Genomic DNA, 18,202 nt, shown 5'->3' on the forward strand with positions numbered 1-18,202 from the left:
CTGGCGGGCCTTCGCCCGACCGGAGCCCGCCATGGGACAAGCCGCCCTGAACCTGCCGCTCTCCGCCGCCGACTTCCTGGCCTGGGACGCCACCCAGACCACGCGCCACGAGTTCGTGCGTGGCGAGGTGTTTGCGATGGCGGGGGCCGGCGAGCGGCACGTCACGGTCGCCGGCAACGTGTACCTGGCCCTGCGTCAGCACCTGGCCGGCACGCCCTGCCGCACCTTCATCACCGACATGAAGCTGCGCGTGGAAGCCGCCGACGCCTTCTTCTGCCCCGACGTGATGGTGACCTGCAGCCCACGCGACGCCGAGCAGTCGCACGTGAAGAGCGAGCCCGTGCTGCTGGTGGAGGTGCTGTCGCCGGCCACCGCGGCCTTCGACCGGGGCGACAAGTTCGCGGCCTACCGCAGCCTGGCTTCGCTGCGCGAGGTGCTGCTCGTGGACCCCGACCTGCGCCGCTGCGACCTGTTCCGCCGGCAGGTGGTGGACGGCGGCGAGGCCTGGGTGCTGCACCCCGGCGAGGCCGGGGCGGGGGTGGAGTTGGTGTCGGTGGGGTTGGCGCTGTCGGCTGCGGCGCTGTGGGCGGAAGTGCCGGTGTTGGCTGCGCCGCGGGCGTCCGGCGCCTGAAGACAACGACGGGCGACTCCCGTCGCCCGTCAGACCCATCGCTGGCGGCCCTTTACAGGCCCGCCGCCGCGCGCAGCGCCGCAGCTTTGTCGGTACGTTCCCACGTGAACTCGGGCTCCTCACGCCCGAAGTGCCCGTAGGCCGCGGTCTTTTCGTAGATGGGGCGCAGCAGGTCCAGCATCTGGATGATGCCCTTGGGCCGCAGGTCGAAGTGCTGCTGCACCAGCGCGGCGATCTGGTCGTCGGCGATCTTGCCGGTGCCCTCGGTGTAGACGGTCACGTTCATGGGCTTGGCCACGCCGATGGCATAAGCCACCTGCACCTGGCACTGCTTGGCCAGGCCGGCGGCCACCACGTTCTTGGCCACGTAACGCGCGGCGTAGGCGGCCGAGCGGTCGACCTTGGACGGGTCCTTGCCGCTGAAGGCGCCACCGCCGTGCGGGCAGGCGCCGCCGTAGGTGTCGACGATGATCTTGCGGCCGGTGAGGCCGCAGTCGCCCTGGGGGCCGCCGATGACGAAGCGGCCCGTGGGGTTGACGAGGTAGCGCGTGTCCTGCAGCCACTCCTGGGGCAGCACGGGCTTGATGATCTCCTCGATCACGGCCTCGTAGAAGCTGGCCTTCAGCCGCGTGGCCGTCTCGCTCTGGTCGGGGGCGTGCTGGGTGGAGAGCACCACGGTGTCGATGCTGTGCGGCTTGCCGTCCACGTAGCGCATCGTCACCTGGCTCTTGGCGTCGGGGCGCAGGAAGGGCAGCTTGCCGCTCTTGCGCAGCTCGGCCTGGCGCTCCACCAGGCGGTGCGCGTAGTAGATGGGCGCCGGCATCAGCTCGGGCGTCTCGTCGCAGGCGTAGCCGAACATCAGGCCCTGGTCGCCGGCACCGGTGTTGAGGTGGTCGTCGCTGGCATGGTCCACGCCCTGGGCGATGTCGTTGCTCTGCTTGTCGTAGCAGACCATCACCGCGCAGCCCTTGTAGTCGATGCCGTACTCGGTGTTGTCGTAGCCGATGCGCTTGATGGTGTCGCGCGCGACCTGGATGTAGTCGACGTGCGCGTTGGTGGTGATCTCGCCGGCCAGCACCACGAGGCCGGTGTTGGTGAGCGTCTCGGCGGCCACGCGGCTGCGCGGGTCCTGCTTGAAGATGGCGTCGAGGATGGCGTCCGAGATCTGGTCGGCCACCTTGTCGGGGTGGCCCTCGGAGACGCTTTCAGACGTGAAGAGGAAGTCGTTCGCCACGCTGGGGCTCCTGTGGATGCAAAGGTTGCTGAAACTGCGTCGTCGCTGTTCAGAGACCTTTCGGAACCCGCGGCGAACGCTTTAGCGGATTTGGTTGGCAACCCCGGCATCGTGGCCTTCGGCTGCCCTGCGGGGGCCTCGGTATCCTTCGGCCCCGCTGATCGCCCCGCAAGTTGTCCTTTAACTCGGCGATCGGCCGATGATACCGAACGCACCCGTGCCGTCCTTCCTCCTCGCCTGGCTGGCCCGCCGCCGCCTGCGGCATCTGCACGCCGCCGGTGCCGTGCTGGGCTGGCTGGCTTACCTGGCCTCGGGCGTTTACCGGCGGCGGCTGCGCGCCAACGCCGCGCGGGCCGGCCTGGCGGCGGCCGACCGCCGCCGTGCGGTGGCCGAGGCCGGCAAGATGGTGATGGAGCTGCCGCGGCTTTGGCTGCGCCCGCACGCGCAGCCGCTGGCCGACCCCGTGACCTGGCACGGCGCCGGGCATGTGGACGCCGCGCTGGCCCGGGGCCGCGGCCTGATGCTGCTGACCGCGCACCTGGGCAGCTTCGAGGTGGCGGCCCAGGCCTATGCCGAGCGCTGGGGCGCGCAGCAGCCCATGACGGCGCTGTACCGCCCGGCGCGCCAGGCCTGGCTGCGCCAGGTGATGGAGCGATCGCGCCACCGCCCGGGCCTGCGGACGGCGCCAGCCAGCCTGGCCGGCGTGCGCCAGTTGATGCGCGCGCTCAAGGCCGGGCAGACGCTGGGCCTGCTGCCCGACCAGGTGCCGCCCGAGGGCCTGGGCGTGTGGGCGCCGTTCTACGGCGAGCCGGCCTACACCATGACCCTGGCCGCCCGCCTGGCGGCGCAGACCGGCTGCGCGCTGCTGCTGATCACGGTGCAGCGGCGGGCGCAGGGCGGCGGCTACGACATCCACGTCGCACCGCTGCCCGAGCCGCTGCCGGCACCCGAGCGCTGTGCCGGCCCCGAGGCCGAGGCCGCCTGGACACGGGCCGCCGCCACGGTGCTGAACCGTGCCCTGCAGTGGCAGATCGGCCGGCTGCCGAGCCAATACCTGTGGGGCTACCACCGCTACAAGCAGCCCCGCCAGCCCGAGGCCGGGACGTGATCGAGAACCTCGCCGCCCGGGCCGTGCTGCTGCTGGTGTGGCTGCTGAGCGCGCTGCCGCTGGCGCTGCAGGCGGCCATCGGCCGCGGCGTGGGCGGCCTCATGCATGAGCTGGCCCGCGAGCGCCGCCGCGTGGCGCAGGCCAACGTGGCGCTGTGCCTGCCTGGGCTCGACGCGGCCGCTCGGGATGCGCTGGTGCGCGAGCATTTCGCGCTCGTCGGCCGCAGCCTGCTCGAACGCGGGCTGCTGTGGCACGCCTCGCGGGCCCGGCTGAAGCGGCTGATCCGCGTCGAAGGTGACGTGGGCTTTGCCGAGCGCCACCAGGGGCCGGTGATGTGGCTGGTGCCGCACTTCCTGGCACTCGAGGTGGCCGGCGCCGCGACGCAGCTGTTTCAGCGCCGCCTGGCCTTTGACGTGTACACGCCGCAGAGCGTGGCGGTGTTCGACGCCGCGCTCCTGAGGGGCCGCGGCCGTTTCGGGCGTGCCGAATTCCTGCGGCGCGAGGACGGCGCCCGCGCCATCGTGCGCGCCATCCGCAGCGGGCGGGCGTTCTTCAACGCGCCCGACATGGACTTCGGCCTGCGCGATGCCGCCTTCGTGCCCTTCTTCGGCCAGCCGGCGGCCACGCTGCTGGCGCCCAGCCGGCTGGCGCGCAGCCTGGGGCTGGCGGTGCAGCCCATCGTGGCCGAGATCCTGCCGGGCGGGCAGGGCTACCGCGTCGTCTTCGGCGAGCCCTGGACCGACTGGCCCACCGCGGACCCCGAGGCCGACGCGGCGCGCATGAACGCCTTCATCGAGGCGCAGATCCTGCAGCGCCCGGCACAGTACCTGTGGCTGCACAAGCGCTTCAAGGTGCGGCCGCCAGGGGTGCCGCCGGTGTACTGACGGGCCGCGCACGCATCCCGCAGCCCGGCCGCAAGCCGCGCCGGATAATCCCGCTCACCATGGCGACGCAGCGGCTGTCCTTCACCAAGATGCACGGCGCGGGCAACGACTTCGTCGTGCTCGACGCCACGCGCCAGCCGCTGGCGCTGGGGCGCGAGCAGCTCCGCCGCCTGGGTGACCGCCGCTTCGGCGTCGGGGCCGACCAGATCCTCGCCGTCGAGGCCGTCGACGCGGCCACCCCGGCGGGCGTCGACTTCCGCTACCGCATCTTCAATGGCGCCACGGGCGACGAGGTCGAGCACTGCGGCAACGGCGCGCGCTGCTTCCTGCGCTTCGTGCACGCACGCGGGCTCACCCGGGCGCGCCGCGTGCGCGTGGCCACCGTCAACCGCGTGCTCGAACTGGTGCTCGAGGACGACGGCCGCGTCACGGTGGACATGGGCCGGCCCGTGTTTGCGCACGACGCGCTGCCCTTCGACGCGCGTGCCCTGGTGGCGCAGCCCGAGGGCGGCGGCGAGCGCTGGCCGCTCGAAGGCGTGGAGCCCTGGCGCTGGGCCGTGGTGTCGATGGGCAACCCGCACGCCGTGACGCGCGTGGACGATGTGGCCACGGCGCCCGTGGCCGCACTGGGCCCGCGGGTCGAGACGCACCGGCGCTTCCCGCAGGGCGTGAACGTCGGCTTCCTGCAGGTGCTGTCGCGCACCGAAGTCCGGCTGCGCGTGCACGAACGCCAGGCCGGCGAGACGCTGTCCTGCGGCACCGGCGCTTGCGCCGCCGTGGTGGCCGGCGTGCGCCTGGGCTGGCTCGAGGGCGACGTCGAGGTGCACACGCGCGGTGGCGATCTGCGCATCCGCTGGGCCGGTGGCCTGGACGCCCCTGTGTTCATGACCGGCCCTGCCGAGACCGTCTACCAAGGAGAAATTGAACTGTGAGCTCCACTCCCGCCCCGCTTGGCGGCATCACCGAAGCCGACATCGCCCACTACCTGTCCAACAACCCGGCGTTCTTCGAGCGCCACGCCGAGCTGATGGCCAGCATCACGCTGACCAGCCCGCACGGCCAGCGCGCGGTGTCGCTCCAGGAGCGGCAGATGGAGATGCTGCGCGAGCGGATCAAGGGTCTGGAGATGCGCATGGTGGAGATGATCCGCCACGGGCAGGAGAACCTGGCCATTGCCGATCGCATCCACCGCACCACGCGCCGGCTGCTGCTGACCACCGACGCCGCGCTGCTGCCGGTGCGGCTGGTGCAGTCGCTCCAGCACGAGTTCATGATCCCGCAGGCCGCCCTCCGCCTGTGGGACGTGGCGCCCGAGCACGCCGCCCAGCCCTGGGCCCAGGCCACGGGCGACGACGCCCGCGCCTTCGCGGCCAGCCTGTCACAGCCCTACTGCGGCGCCAACAGCGGCCTGGAGCCGGCGGCCTGGCTGGACGACGGCAGCCCGGTGGCGTCGCTGGCGATGCTGCCGCTGCGCCAGGGCCACGGCGAGCGGCAAAACTGCTTCGGCCTGCTGGTGCTGGGCTCGCCCGACCCCGCGCGCTACACCGCCGACATGGGCACCGACTTCCTGGCGCGCATCGGCGAGGTGGCCAGCGCGGCGCTGTCGCGGCTGAGCGCGCCGGTGGTGGCCTGACGGGGCGCGCCTTGGCCATGCCGGCATCGCCCGCGCTGCAGGCCTTTCTGCAGCACCTGGCGGTGGAGCGCCGTCTGGCCGGCCGCACGCGGGCCATGTACGCCGAGGCGCTGGCGAGGCTGGAGCGTTTTGCAGACGATGCCGGTGTGGCGCTGGAGCGCGCCGCGCCGCACCACCTGCGCGGTTTCATGGTGCAGCTGCGCGGCCTGGGCCTGGCGCCGCGCAGCATCGCCATCGCGCTGGCGGCCTGGCGCGGCCTGTACCGCTGGTGGGGCCGGCAGGGCGTGGTGGTGGCCAACCCGGTGGACGGCCTGCGCCCGCCCAAGGGCCCGAAGCCGCTGCCCAAGGCCCTGAGCGTGCAGCAGGCGGTGGCGCTGGCCGCCCACCCGGGCATGGCCGGCGACGGACCGCTGGCCGCTGCGCTGGCCGCGCGCGACCACGCCATCGGCGAGCTGCTCTACGGCGCCGGCCTGCGCATCGGCGAGCTGCTCGGGCTGGACGTGCAGGGCGGTGCCGTGGCCGCCGGCTGGGTGGACCTGGCCGATGCCACGGCCCACGTGCTGGGCAAGGGCGCCCGGCGCCGCAGCGTGCCGGTGGGCAGCGCGGCACTGGTGGCGCTGCGCGCCTGGCTCGGGCAGCGCCCGGCCCTGGCCGCGGCGGGCGAGCCGGCGCTGTTCGTGAGCCAGCGCGGCACGCGGCTGAGCCCCAACCAGCTGCGCCTGCGCCTGGCGCGCCAGGCCCAGGCCGCGGGCGTGCCGACGAAGGTGCACCCGCACATGCTGCGCCACAGCTACGCCAGCCACCTGCTGCAGAGCAGTGGCGACCTGCGCGCCGTGCAGGAGCTGCTGGGCCACGCCAGCATCAGCACGACGCAGGTCTACACCAAGCTCGACTTCCAGCACCTGGCGCAGGTGTACGACGCGGCGCACCCGCGGGCGAAGGCGAAGAAGGGCTGATCAGGCCGCGTCGCGCAGCCGCTCGCGCATCAGCGCCTGCAGCGTCTGCAGCCCCGGCGGCTCGGTGCGGCGGCGCAGGGTGACGAGACCGAAGCGCGCCGTGGCCTGCAGCGCAGGCGCCAGGCGCAGCTCCGTCAGGTCGGGCGCGGCGGCGCGGATGGCCAGCAACACGGCGTCGCTGCGGCGGGCCACCTCCACCAGGCTGGGCAGTTCGTCGCAACGCAGCGTGACGAGCACGTCGGGGTGGGCCTGCGGGCCGTAGCGCTCCACCAGCACGCGCGCCACCTCGTCCGACAGCGGCGTGCTGGCCACCGGGTACTGGCGGAGCAGGGCCAGGTCGGCCGGGGCGCGGCGGCGCGCCAGCGGGTGGCCGCGCCGCACCAGGAAGGCGCCGCGCATCTCGTGCAGTTCGCGCGTGTCCAGGTCGGGCGCGGGACGCAGCGAGCGCGCGTCCACCACCAGCGCGTCGAGCGTGCGCTCGCGCAGCGCCTGCACCAGCTGCTCGGTGGCGGCGCGCGCCACCTGCAGTTGCAGGCGCGGGTGCTGCAGCGCGCACTGCAGCAGCAGCGGCGTCATCAGCATCGAGCCCGGGCCGGAGCCCAGGCCCACACGCAGCGTGCCCTCGTCGCCGCTGCCGCCGACGGCCGGGGCCAGGCGACGCGCGCGTTCGCGCAGGTCGTCGGCGGCCAGCACCAGCTCGCCGGCACGCTCGGCCATCTCGCGGCCGAAGGGCGTGAGTTCGCTGCGGCGGCCGATGCGGTCGAACAGGCGCTGCCCCAGCTCGGACTCGAGCGCACCGATGCTGCGGCTGAGCGCCGGCTGCGTGATGAACAGCGCCGCCGCCGAACGGCTGAACGAACCCGTGCGGGCCAGCGAGAGCAGGTGGCGCAGTTGCACCAGCGTCATCGGGTGTGCTCCTCAGCGATGAATCGAATGCATCGTAAGTCAAAGAACAATGCATTGGACGCACAGTCCGCCGCGGCCGACAGTTCGCCCCGAGGTCCCCATCCGCCGCCTCGGCGCCAACGACACCGGAGTGCCCGCCATGAAGCTGCCCCGTTCCCTTCGCCGTCTGTTCGTGCTGACCGGCCTGCTGGCCGCCAGCGCCGCCGCCCTTGCCCAGGGTGTCTCCGCCAAGCCCGTGAACCTGATGGTTCCGTACCCGGCGGGCGGGCCCTCGGACGCCATCGCGCGCATCCTCAACACGCCGCTGGGCCGTGAACTCGGCCAGCAGGTGCTGGTCGAGAACCTCGGCGGCGTGGCGGGTGCGCTCGGGGCGCAGAAGGTGCTGGCGGCGCCGGCCGACGGTCAGTACCTGTTCCAGGGTTCACCCAACGAGGTGATCCTCTCGCCGCTGGCCAACGCCGCGGTGCGTCTGAAGGCCGAGGACTTCCGCCTGGTGCACCCGGTGGCCGACGCCGTGATGGTGTTCGTCACGCGCAAGGACCTGGGCGTGAACAGCGTCGACGAGCTGATCGCGCTGGCGCGCCGTTCGGCCGACCGGCCACTGAGCTACGGCAGCGTCGGCATCGGCTCGCTCTACCACCTGATCCTCGAGCAGGCGCAGGCGCAGACCGGCATCAAGCTGGCGCACGTGCCCTACAAGGGCAACGCGCCGCTGCTGCAGGACATCGCCGGTGGCCAGGTGGACTTCGCCGTGCTGGTGTACAGCGCCGGCATGGGCGCTCTGGCCGAGCAGGGCCGGCTCAAGGTGATCGGCCAGCTCGGCGCGCAGCGCTCGGAGCTGCTGAAGAACGTGGCCACGGCCGGCGAGGGCCGCGAGCTGAAGAACTTCGCGTTCAAGATCTGGACCGGCTTCATGGTGCCGCGCAACACGCCCGAGCCCGTGGTGCAACGCCTGCACGCGGCCATCGGCAAGACGCTGCAGGACCCGGCGGTGCGCGCGCAACTGGCGGCGCAGACGCAGCTGGCCTCGGCGCCCATGAGCCTGGCCGAGTCGGCCGCGTTCTTCGAGGCCGAGACGGCGCGTTACCGCGCCATCGCGCGGCAGATCAATCTGCAGCCGCAGTGAACGCCCGCGCACCACGCCGCCTTAGGGCCCCGCCATGACCTACCTGCTGGACGCGCTGCACGCCCGCGTGGGCGAGTTCGTGGCGCTGCGCCGCGACATCCACCGCCACCCCGAACTGGCTTTCGAGGAGCACCGCACCGCGGCGCTGGTGGCCGACAAGCTTGAGGGCTGGGGCTACGCCGTCACGCGTGGCGTGGGCGGCACGGGCGTGGTGGGCACGCTCGTGCGGGGCAGCGGCCGCAGACGGCTGGGCCTGCGCGCCGACATGGACGCGCTGCCCATCCAGGAGGCCACCGGCAAGCCCTGGGCCAGCGCGCACGCCGGCCTCATGCACGCCTGCGGCCACGACGGCCACACCGCCATGCTGCTGGCCGCCGCGCGCCGCCTGGCCGAGGACGGCGGTTTCGACGGCACGCTGCACCTCGTCTTCCAGCCGGCCGAGGAAGGCGGCGGCGGCGCGCTGCGCATGATGGCCGACGGCCTGTTCGAGCGCTGGCCCTGCGACGCCGTGTTCGCCATGCACAACATGCCCGGCGTGCCGCAGGGCCACCTGGTGCTGCGCGAGGGCGCGGCGATGGCCTCGTCGGACTACGCCACCATCACGCTGAGCGGCACCGGCGGCCACGGCGCCATGCCGCAGCACGCGGCCGATCCCATCGTGGCCGCGGCCAGCCTGGTGATGGCGCTGCAGACCGTGGTGTCGCGCAACGTCGACCCGCTGCAGGCCGCGGTGGTGACCGTGGGCGCGCTGCACGCGGGGCAGGCCAACAACGTGATCCCGGCCACGGCCACGCTGGAGCTGAGCGTGCGCGCGCTCGACCGCGACGTGCGCGCGCTGCTGGAGCAACGCATCCGCGCGCTGGCTGATGCGCAGGCCGCGAGCTTCGGCGTGCGCGCCGAGGTGGCCTGGCGGCCGGGCTACGCCGTGCTCGTGAACAGCGCCGCCGAGACGGCCTTCGCGCGCGGGGTGGCGCTGGAGCTGCTGGGTGCTGAGCGCGTGACGCCGCAGGGCCCGCCGCTGACCGGCAGCGAGGACTTCGCCTTCATGCTGGAGCGTGTGCCCGGCAGCTACCTGCTCATCGGCAACGGCGACGGCCCGGGCTCGTGCATGGTGCACAACCCCGGCTTCGACTTCAACGACGACAACATCGCCGTCGGCAGCGCCTTCTGGGTGCGGCTGGCCCAGCGCTTCCTCACCGCATCGGAACCCACGCCATGAACGTGATCGTGCTCGGCGCCGGCCTGCTCGGCGTCACCTCCGCCTACTACCTGCGCCAGCTCGGCCACGACGTGACCGTGGTCGACCGCCAGGCCACGCCCGCGGCCGAGACCAGCTTCGCCAACGGCGGCCAGATCTCGGTGAGCCATGCCGAGCCCTGGGCCAACCCGGGCGCGCCGCTGAAACTGCTGAAGTGGCTGGGGCGCGAGGACGCGCCGCTGCTGTTCCGCCTGCGCGCCGACGCGCGCCAGTGGCTGTGGGGCCTGCAGTTCCTGCGCGAGTGCACGCCGGGCCGCACGCGCCACAACATCGAGCAGATCGTGCGCCTGGGCACCTACAGCCGCGCCGCGCTGCAGGCGCTGCGCGCCGAGCGCGGCCTGCAGTACGACCAGCGCACGCAAGGCATCCTGCACTTCTACACGAGCCAGAAGGAGTTCGACGCCGCCGAGGCGCCTGCGGCGCAGCTGCGCGCACTCGGCTGCGAGCGCCGCGTGATCAGCGCCGACGAGGCCGTGGCGCTGGAGCCCGCGCTGCGCCACATCCGCCCGCAGCTGGCCGGCGCCACCTACACGGCCGAAGACGAGAGCGGCGACGCCAACCGCTTTGCGCGCGAGCTGGTGCAGCGCTGCGTGGACGACGGCGTGCAGTTCCGCATGAGCCACACGGTGACGGCGCTGCGCACGGCCGGCGGCGCCATCGACCATGTGGAGGCCACCGACAACGAAGGCCGCTTCCAGCGCCTGCGCGCCGACGCCTACGTGCTGGCCATGGGCAGCCTGAGCCCCCTGCTGGCGGCGCCGCTGGGCATCCGGCTGCCGATCTACCCGGCCAAGGGCTACTCGGTCACGATGCCGGTGAAGGACGCCGCCATGGCGCACCAGGTGTCGCTCACCGACGACGAGTACAAGCTCGTGTTCTCGAGGCTCACGACGCCGGCCACGGCGTCATCGCCCGCGGGCGACCGCCTGCGCATCGCCGGCACGGCCGAGCTCAACGGCTACGACCGCGACTTGAACCGCGTGCGCTGCGAGGCCATCGTCCGGCGCGTGGAGCAGCTGTTCCCGGGCGCGGGCGATGCCGAGCAGGCGCAGTTCTGGACCGGCCTGCGCCCGGCCACGCCGAGCAACCTGCCCATCATCGGTTGCTCGAAGCTGCCCAACCTCTTCCTCAACACCGGCCACGGCACCCTGGGCTGGACGCACGCCTGCGGCTCGGGCAAGAGCATCGCGCGCATCGTCAGCGGGCTCGTGCCCGAGGTGGACTTCGCGTTCACGGGCGAACGCCCGCCGCGGCGGCCGATGGTTCAGGGCGCGATGCGGCCGACCTGAGCCTCGGCCTCGGCCAGGCGCCCGGCCAGCGCCGCCAGGGCCGGGGCAAAGGCCGCCGACAGCGAGCCGGCACGCGCCGCGGCGTGCAGCCGTGCGAGCCACTCCTGCGCCAGCGCCAGCGCCGGGTGCCAGGTGGCCAGCGGCACGCTGGCGGGCAGCTGCAGCGGCGGCAGCGTGTCGCGCAGCGCGCCCGCGGCCGTGGGGGCCAGGGCCATCGGCAGCATGTCGTAGGCCGGCGCCAGGGTGCAGGGCTGGCCCGCTGTGCTGAAGAAGCTCAGGTTGCCCATGTGCATGTCGGTGTTGGCGATGAGCACGCCGAAGGCGTACAGGCGCTCCACGGCCGGCAGCGCTTCGGGCGTCGCCAGGCGCTGCCGCACGAGCGCCTGCACGGCCACGGGCCAGGGGGCGCTGCGGTCGCCGACGAACTCGTCGTCGAGGCTGCCCAGCGAGTGCAGCGCGCGGCGGCCCAGGGCGCCGACGCGGTCGAAGCGATCGAGCTGCAGGAAGCGCTGGCCGGCGTGATCCAGCAGCTCGGAGCGGGCCGCGGCCAGGCCACCTTCGTGCAGCACCTGCAGCGTCAGGTGCTCGGCCAGCAGCAGGTCGCGCCAGCGCGTGGTGAGCGCGTTGGCTTCGGGCAGGCTGAACTTCACGAGCACGTGCGCCGGGCCGTGGGCCGTCTCGACGAAGGCGGTGAACTTGGGCTGCTCGCCGCCGGCCGATGAGCCCGGCACGTCGCCCGCCAGCGCCTGCGCCGCGCGCTGCGCGAACACGGCGCCGCGCTGCCGGCTGGGCACGGCCTGCGGCGGCGGCAGCGCCAGGAACTGCTCGCGCGCCGCGTCGCCCACCAGCAGGTTGCCCACCGCGTCGTGCCCCTGCGTGGCCAGCGCGCGCAGCACCTGGCGGTCGGACCAGGCGGCCACGTCGGCCGGCAGCCCCAAGGCCGCGGCATGCCGCTGCGCGAAGGCGCGGCCCAGGAAGCCCTGCGGCCGCAGGTCGGCCAGCCACCAGGGCAGGCCGTCGCTCGGGCGCACCGAGCCGTCGGCAGCTGCCACCGCGAAGCCGGCCGGGCGCAGCGGCAACAGCTCGCCCAGCGCATGCAGGCGGCCGGCTTCGCAGACGCGGCGCAGGGGCAGCCTCGGCAGCTCAGGCCATGAATCGCGCAGTGAATAGAAAGAAGAGCGCCCGCTGCCCAGCCGCAGCAGCTCGTTGCCCAGCGCTGCCAGCGCCCGCGAGACGGTGGGCTGGCTCAGCCCCAGCTGCTGCTGCAGCGCACGGCTGCTCTGCGGGCCGCGGCCCAGCAGCTGGCGGATGGCGGCTTCGTGGGCAGACGCTGACAGCATTCATGAATTAAAGCATGAATAGATAATCGGGATCTGCCCCGTCCGTTGCCCGGCCCTGGAAGGGGTCGGTGCCGCAGCGCCCGATCAGCCCGCCCGGCTGCCCGCGCGACGGCCGCCCCGCCGACAATGCCGCCCATGAAAGCCATCCGCCTGCACGAGGGCCGCGAGCGCAGCCTGCTCAAACGCCACCCCTGGGTGTTCGACGGCGCCGTGGCGCGCGGCCGTGCCGACCCCGGCGAGACGGTGCGCGTGGAAGCCGCCGACGGCCGCTTCCTGGCCTGGGGCGCGTACAGCCCCGCCAGCCGCATCCGTGTGCGCTGCTGGAGCTTCGACGAGGCCGAGCGCGTCGATGCCAGCCTGTTCGCCCGCCGCATCCAGCGTGCCGTGGCGCTGCGCCAGCGCCTGGCCGTGCCGAGCACCGGTGTGCGCCTGGTGCACGGCGAGGCCGACGGCCTGCCGGGCCTGGTGGTGGACCGCTACGGTGACGACCTGCTCGTGGCCCAGTTCGGCTGCGCGGGCGTGGAGCGCTGGAAGGCCGCCATCGCCGACGCGCTGCTGCAGGCCACCGGCTGCACGCGCCTCTACGAGCGCAGCGACGCCAGCGTGCGCGAGCTCGAAGGCCTGCCGCCGCTGACCGGCTGGCTGCGGGGCGGCGACATCCGGGGCGGCGACACCACCACCACCATCACCGAGCACGCCTGGCGCCTGACGCTGGACGTGGCCGAGGGCCACAAGACCGGCTTCTACCTCGACCAGCGCGACAACCGCGGCCTGCTCGCGCGCTGGGTGCGCCACTTTGGCCTGGGCCGCGTGCTCAACACCTACTGCTACACCGGCGGCTTCAGCGTGGCGGCGCTGGCCGGCGGCGCGCGCGAGGTGGTGAGCGTGGACAGCTCGGGCCCGGCGCTGGCGCGCGTGCAGCAGCACGTGGCGATGAATGCCCAAGGCGGCGATGGCGACGCGGCCGCCAGCCGCGTGGTGGAGGCCGATGTGCCGGCCTTCCTGAAGCAGGCCCTGCGCGAGGGCGAGCGCTACGACGCCATCGTGCTGGACCCACCCAAGTTTGCGCCCACCGCCGCGCACGCCGAGCGCGCGGCGCGGGCCTACAAGCACATCAACCTGCTGGCCTTGCAGCTGCTGGCGCCCGGCGGCCTCTTGCTCACCTTCAGCTGCAGCGGCGGCGTGAGCGCCGATCTGTTCCACAAGATCGTGGCCGGCGCGGCGCTCGATGCGGGTGTGGACGGCGCCATCCTGCAGCGCCTGGAAGGCGCGCCCGACCACCCGACGACGATGACCTTCCCCGAGGGCGAGTACCTCAAGGGCCTGGCGGTGCTGAAGCAGGCGTGATCGCCGACGGCGCATCGGCCCCGAGCCGCGCACGCAATCTACGACTCGTGCGCGTACAGGCCCAGCTCGGTGCGGCCCACGCAGAGGGCGATCACGTCGTCCTGCTCGGGGCGGAAGAAGCGCACCGCGATGTCGGCGTCGCGGCGCTCAGGCGCGCAGCAAGGTGGCCAGCTCGCGGCGTGGCGTGGGGCCGGCGGGCGTGGTGGCGTAGCCCACGCGGGCCAGCATCTGCACGGCGCCCTGGGCCGGGTCCACGCCCAGCGCGCGGTGCACGGCGGCGTAAGGGCCGCGCATGGCCTCGAACTCCTGCAGCGCCTGCGACACCGGGTGCAGGTCCACCCCCGCGGCGGTGGCCTGCAGGTGCTGGCGCACGTAGGCGCGGCCGGCCTCCACCTGCTGCGCACGCGTGTGCCCGGGGCTGGCCAGCCACAGGAAGCCGCTGCCGGTTTCGAAGGGCTGCCAGCGGTCCATCACGCGCTCCAGACTCTTCTGGCCGCGCTGCGGCACCTCCATCGGGTCGAACAGGCCGGTGGCGTGCAGCACGCGGATCATGGGGCTGACCAGGCTGATGCCGTCGCGGTGGGTGGCGATGGCGTCGGGGCCGATGCGCATGAGCCGTGCCGACTCCAGCCAGGTGGCCGGCGTCGTGCACTCGATCTCGTAGGCCTCCCGCGTGAGGCGGCGCAGTCCCGCCACGGCGTCTGCTGCCGTCACCGTGCCGGCCTGCAGGCCGTGACGGCGGGCGGTCTCGATCCAGGCGGCCACCAGCGCATCGGGCAGGGGGCGGCCATCGGCGTAGGCCGTCTTGGCCGTGTGGCGGCGGGTGATGGTGGCGAACAGCGGGTCGCGCGCGGCCGAGCTGGCATCGCCCACCGTGAGCGTGGCCACCACGGTGCCCGCGGGCAGGGTGCGCGGCGCCGGGGCGCCCTGCGGGAACAGCGCCACGCTCACCGCATGGCCGCGCTCGGCCGCGGCGATGACGGCCAGCTCGATGAAGGCGCCGCAGCCGATGAGGATCTGGCGGCCGTGGGGGTCGGTCTCGGGCAGCAGCCGCTCGCCGTCGCACAGCAGGTGGATGCGGCCGGGCTCGCGCAGGTCGGCCACCCAGGGCTGGCGGTTGTGCGGGTTGGGCGCCAGCAGCGCGTGCGCCAGCATGTGGCGGCGCAGCTCGGTTTCGGTGTTGGCCGTGCGCCAGGGCTGCAGCGCGGCATCGGGCAGGCCGCCGGCACAGCCGGCGGTGCCCAGGCCGGTGGCGAACACGGCGCCGCCGCCGAGCAGACGGATGAAGTTGCGGCGGGTGGGGGCGGGGGTGGTGGTGTTCATGGCGGTGCGGCCGAAGCGGAGGGTGCCGCCATGCTCGGGCGTTCGGCGCGCGGCCACCAGACGCGCGCGGGCATGCCAGCTATGCACGTTTGCATGGCGCTGCAGCGCGGGCCCGGCGGCCCCGCGAAACTTCAGCGCCCGGGCGCCGGGAGCTTGAGCCGCGGCTCGAACTTGGCCCGCTTCACAGCGAAGTAGGCCCTCACGTTGCGCACGTTGGCGTCCTGCGTGAACAGGCGCTGCGCCAGTGCCTGGTAGCCCGGCATGTCGGCGCAGTGCACCACGAGCACGAAGTCGGGGCCGGGCGAGACGCGCCAGAGCTGCTGCACCTCGTCATCCGCCGCGATGCGCAGCTCGAAGGCATCCAGGTGCTCGGCGCCCTGGCGGTCGAGCGTGATCTCCACCAGCGCCGTCAGGGCGTGGCCCAGGCGATCGGGGTTGAGCAGCGCCACGCGGCGCTCGATGAGCCCGGCCTCGACCAGCCGCCGCACCCGGCGCAGCGCCGTGGCGGGGCTGGTGTGGGCGGCGGCGGCCAGATCCTGGTTGGACAGCGAGGCGTCGGTCTGCAGCAGATCGAGCAGGCGGCGGTCGGTGGGGTCGAGATCCATGCGACAAGAATTCCACAGAGTGACCATCAATGCAACAAAACGTCATCACACCCAGGAGGTGGAATCAGAAGCCGAAAAAGTTAGAAAAACGCAAACCAATTGCAGGCCCCTGTCCCTAGCATCGCCGCTTTACGAAACGGAGAGGTGCTCCATGTGCGGCATCGTCGGCGCGGTCAGCACGCGCAACATCGTCCCCATCCTGATCGAGGGCCTGAAGCGGCTGGAGTACCGCGGCTACGACAGCTGCGGCGTGGCCGTGCACCAGGGCGGCGAACTGCGACGCGCCCGCAGCACGCAGCGCGTGGCCGAGCTCCAGGCCGGCGTGGCAGCCGACGGCATCAGCGCCGGCACCGGCATCGCCCACACGCGCTGGGCCACGCACGGCGCACCCGCGGTGCACAACGCGCACCCCCACTTCAGCCCCGGCCCGCACGCCCAGGTGGGCGCCAGCGGCAAGGTGGCGCTGGTGCACAACGGCATCATCGAGAACCACGAGGAACTGCGCCGCGAGCTGCAGGCGCGCGGCTACCACTTCACGAGCCAGACCGACACCGAGGTCATCGCGCACCTGGTGCACAGCCTGTACGACGGGGACCTGCTCGACGCCGTGCAGCGCGCGCTGCCGCGGCTGAAGGGCGCCTACGCCATCGCCGTGTTCTGCCGCGACGAGCCCCACCGCGTGGTGGGCGCGCGCCAGGGCAGTCCGCTGGTGGTGGGCATCGGCCAGGCGCAGCAGGGCGAGAACTTTCTCGCCAGCGACGCCATGGCGCTGGCCGGCGTCACGAACCAGATCGTCTACCTGGAAGAAGGCGACGTCGTCGACCTGCAGATGGGCAAGGTCTGGATCAGCCGTCTGGATGCGGCCAGCCAGCGCCACGTGGCCGTTGACCGTCCCGTGCGCACCGTGTACGCCCACAGCGGCGCAGCCGAACTGGGCCCTTACCGGCACTACATGCAGAAGGAGATCTTCGAGCAGCCCAAGGCCATTGCCGACACGCTGGATGGCGTGGGCGGCCTGGCCCCCAGCCTGTTCGGCGATGAGGCCGCGGCGGTGTTCGACGGTGTGGAGCGCGTGCTCATCCTGGCCTGCGGCACCAGCTACTACGCGGGCAGCACGGCGCGCGACTGGCTGGAGGCCATCGCCGGCCTGCCCACCACGGTGGAGATCGCCAGCGAGTACCGCTACCGCGAGAGCGTGCCCGACCCCGCCACGCTGGTGGTGGCCATCAGCCAGAGCGGCGAGACGGCCGACTCGCTGGCCGCGCTGAAGCACGCGCGCGGCCTGGGCATGGCGCGCACGCTGACCATCTGCAACGTGGCCACCAGCGCCCTGGTGCGCGAATGCCGGCTGGCCTTCATCACGCGCGCGGGGGTCGAGATCGGCGTGGCGAGCACCAAGGCCTTCACGACGCAGCTGGTGGCGCTGTACCTGCTGGCGCTGGTGCTGGCCAAGCAGCGCGGCCGTCTGCCGGCCGACGCCGAGGCGGCGGCCATGGCCAACCTGCGCCATCTGCCGGCCGCGCTGGCCAAGGTGCTGGCGCTGGAGCCGCAGGTGATGGCCTGGGCCGAGGCCTTTATGCCCAAGCACCACGCGCTGTTCCTGGGGCGCGGGCAGCACTACCCGATTGCGCTGGAGGGCGCGCTCAAGCTCAAGGAGATCAGCTACATCCACGCCGAGGCCTACCCGGCCGGCGAGCTCAAGCACGGCCCGCTGGCCCTGGTGGACGCCGAGATGCCCGTGGTGACCGTGGCGCCGGCCGACGACCTGCTGGAAAAGCTCAAGAGCAACATGCAGGAAGTGCGCGCGCGCGGCGGCCAGCTCTACGTGTGCGCCGACGCAGACACCCACATCGAGGCCGAGCCCGGCGTGCACGTCATCCGCCTGCCCGAGCACTACGGCGCCCTCAGCCCCATCCTGCACGTGGTGCCGCTGCAGCTGCTGGCCTACCACACCGCCTGCGCGCGCGGCACGGATGTCGACAAGCCGCGGAATCTGGCGAAGAGTGTGACGGTGGAGTAGGGGGCGCTCCGAGATTCAAGTTGTTGTTCCGATCAAAAACTGGCCGTAAATCGAACATTAAAGCCGTAAACACAACAATGGAGTCGAAAACCGCGTAGGGGCCTGAACTGCTGTCTGTGGCAACGACGGCGCTACGGGCGTCCGTTCAAGACTGTCTGCTGCCGTTCGGGTTTGGCAGGTGAATGTCTGCAACCACCCTATCCGGCCATTCGATCTCCGGCTAGGAGCGTGGGCGGCAGAAAACCAGCCCCGCGCCGGGGCGGCCAAAGCCACTGGCGTAGGCGCGTCGCGCAGCGCGGGCTTGACGCCCGCGCCAGCGGCGCAACACCCGCCAGCGGCTTTGGCCGCCCCGGCCCCTCGGGTTGGGCCGATTTCGGGGCCCATGCGGCGTTGCCACGCTGGCCCGGGCGCACAGCCCGGGCTGCGCGCGGCGCCTGGCCTGGGCCCCGAAGTCGGCCCAACGCGGGGCTGGATTTCTGCCGCCCACGCTCCTAGACGGATGACCGCAGTTCCCAAGAACCCGCCGGACGCCGCAGCGAAGG

Annotated in this window: 16 protein-coding genes; 11 read left to right on the plus strand and 5 right to left on the minus strand. The window is 73.0% G+C overall.

Going from position 1 to position 18,202, the window contains the following annotated elements:
• Positions 1–31: 31 nt before the first annotated feature.
• A complete protein-coding gene (locus KA711_07460; GenBank protein ID MCM0608820.1) occupies positions 32–631 on the plus strand; it encodes a Uma2 family endonuclease in 600 nt (199 codons plus the stop codon).
• A gap of 52 nt (positions 632–683) precedes the next feature.
• On the opposite strand, the gene metK is transcribed toward KA711_07460, so the two are convergent.
• Positions 684–1,865: a methionine adenosyltransferase gene (metK, locus tag KA711_07465; GenBank protein MCM0608821.1), complete on the minus strand. Its 1,182-nt coding sequence runs from the start codon at positions 1,863–1,865 to the stop codon at positions 684–686.
• Between the two features lie 199 nt (positions 1,866–2,064).
• On the opposite strand from metK, the gene KA711_07470 reads away from it, so the two are divergent.
• The 5 genes from KA711_07470 to KA711_07490 are packed head-to-tail and all read left to right on the plus strand — an operon-like array spanning position 2,065 to position 6,446.
• Positions 2,065–2,973, plus strand: a complete 909-nt coding sequence (locus tag KA711_07470; GenBank protein ID MCM0608822.1) for a lysophospholipid acyltransferase family protein — start codon at positions 2,065–2,067, stop codon at positions 2,971–2,973.
• Complete coding sequence (locus KA711_07475) at positions 2,973–3,857, plus strand: lipid A biosynthesis acyltransferase (GenBank protein ID MCM0608823.1); 885 nt, start codon at positions 2,973–2,975, stop codon at positions 3,855–3,857. The genes KA711_07470 and KA711_07475 overlap by 1 nt, the downstream gene beginning before the upstream one ends.
• Positions 3,858–3,916: 59 nt before the next feature.
• A complete protein-coding gene (gene dapF, locus KA711_07480; GenBank protein ID MCM0608824.1) occupies positions 3,917–4,789 on the plus strand; it encodes a diaminopimelate epimerase in 873 nt (290 codons plus the stop codon).
• Positions 4,786–5,490, plus strand: coding sequence for a DUF484 family protein (locus KA711_07485; protein ID MCM0608825.1), 705 nt, complete (start codon positions 4,786–4,788; stop codon positions 5,488–5,490). The genes dapF and KA711_07485 overlap by 4 nt, the downstream gene beginning before the upstream one ends.
• A gap of 17 nt (positions 5,491–5,507) precedes the next feature.
• A complete protein-coding gene (locus KA711_07490; GenBank protein ID MCM0608826.1) occupies positions 5,508–6,446 on the plus strand; it encodes a tyrosine recombinase XerC in 939 nt (312 codons plus the stop codon).
• Here the strand turns inward: KA711_07490 and KA711_07495 are convergent, their stop codons facing one another.
• Positions 6,447–7,352, minus strand: coding sequence for a LysR family transcriptional regulator (locus KA711_07495; GenBank protein ID MCM0608827.1), 906 nt, complete (start codon positions 7,350–7,352; stop codon positions 6,447–6,449). It lies immediately after the preceding gene.
• A gap of 139 nt (positions 7,353–7,491) precedes the next feature.
• Here KA711_07495 and KA711_07500 point away from each other — a divergent pair, with 139 nt between their 5' ends.
• Genes KA711_07500 through KA711_07510 form a run of 3 tightly spaced genes read left to right on the plus strand, consistent with a single transcriptional unit; the run spans position 7,492 to position 11,025 of the window.
• The gene (locus tag KA711_07500; GenBank protein MCM0608828.1) at positions 7,492–8,478 is read left to right on the plus strand and encodes a tripartite tricarboxylate transporter substrate binding protein; all 987 of its coding nucleotides are present in this window, start codon (positions 7,492–7,494) and stop codon (positions 8,476–8,478) included.
• Positions 8,479–8,512: 34 nt separating this feature from the next.
• Positions 8,513–9,697 (plus strand): amidohydrolase, encoded by a 1,185-nt coding sequence (locus KA711_07505; GenBank protein MCM0608829.1) that lies wholly within the window; start codon positions 8,513–8,515, stop codon positions 9,695–9,697.
• Positions 9,694–11,025: a D-amino acid dehydrogenase gene (locus tag KA711_07510; GenBank protein ID MCM0608830.1), complete on the plus strand. Its 1,332-nt coding sequence runs from the start codon at positions 9,694–9,696 to the stop codon at positions 11,023–11,025. Before KA711_07505 ends, KA711_07510 begins: the two co-directional genes overlap by 4 nt.
• Here the strand turns inward: KA711_07510 and yjjJ are convergent.
• Complete coding sequence (gene yjjJ, locus KA711_07515; protein MCM0608831.1) at positions 11,001–12,365, minus strand: type II toxin-antitoxin system HipA family toxin YjjJ; 1,365 nt, start codon at positions 12,363–12,365, stop codon at positions 11,001–11,003. The genes KA711_07510 and yjjJ overlap by 25 nt on opposite strands.
• A gap of 135 nt (positions 12,366–12,500) precedes the next feature.
• Here yjjJ and KA711_07520 point away from each other — a divergent pair, with 135 nt between their 5' ends.
• Positions 12,501–13,712 (plus strand): class I SAM-dependent methyltransferase, encoded by a 1,212-nt coding sequence (locus KA711_07520; protein ID MCM0608832.1) that lies wholly within the window; start codon positions 12,501–12,503, stop codon positions 13,710–13,712.
• A 147-nt stretch (positions 13,713–13,859) separates the two neighbouring features.
• Here the strand turns inward: KA711_07520 and KA711_07525 are convergent, their stop codons facing one another.
• Together KA711_07525 and KA711_07530 are read right to left on the minus strand one after the other, a co-directional pair.
• Positions 13,860–15,122: a twin-arginine translocation pathway signal protein gene (locus KA711_07525; protein ID MCM0608833.1), complete on the minus strand. Its 1,263-nt coding sequence runs from the start codon at positions 15,120–15,122 to the stop codon at positions 13,860–13,862.
• A 44-nt stretch (positions 15,123–15,166) separates the two neighbouring features.
• A complete protein-coding gene (locus tag KA711_07530; protein ID MCM0608834.1) occupies positions 15,167–15,640 on the minus strand; it encodes an Lrp/AsnC family transcriptional regulator in 474 nt (157 codons plus the stop codon).
• Between the two features lie 151 nt (positions 15,641–15,791).
• Here KA711_07530 and glmS point away from each other — a divergent pair, with 151 nt between their 5' ends.
• Positions 15,792–17,660 carry a glutamine--fructose-6-phosphate transaminase (isomerizing) gene (gene glmS / locus KA711_07535; GenBank protein MCM0608835.1) on the plus strand — a complete coding sequence of 623 codons (1,869 nt, stop codon included), beginning with the start codon at positions 15,792–15,794 and terminating at the stop codon, positions 17,658–17,660.
• Positions 17,661–18,202 lie beyond the last annotated feature (542 nt).

Source organism: Ideonella sp. WA131b (assembly GCA_023657425.1).
Lineage (GTDB): Bacteria > Pseudomonadota > Gammaproteobacteria > Burkholderiales > Burkholderiaceae_C > Rubrivivax.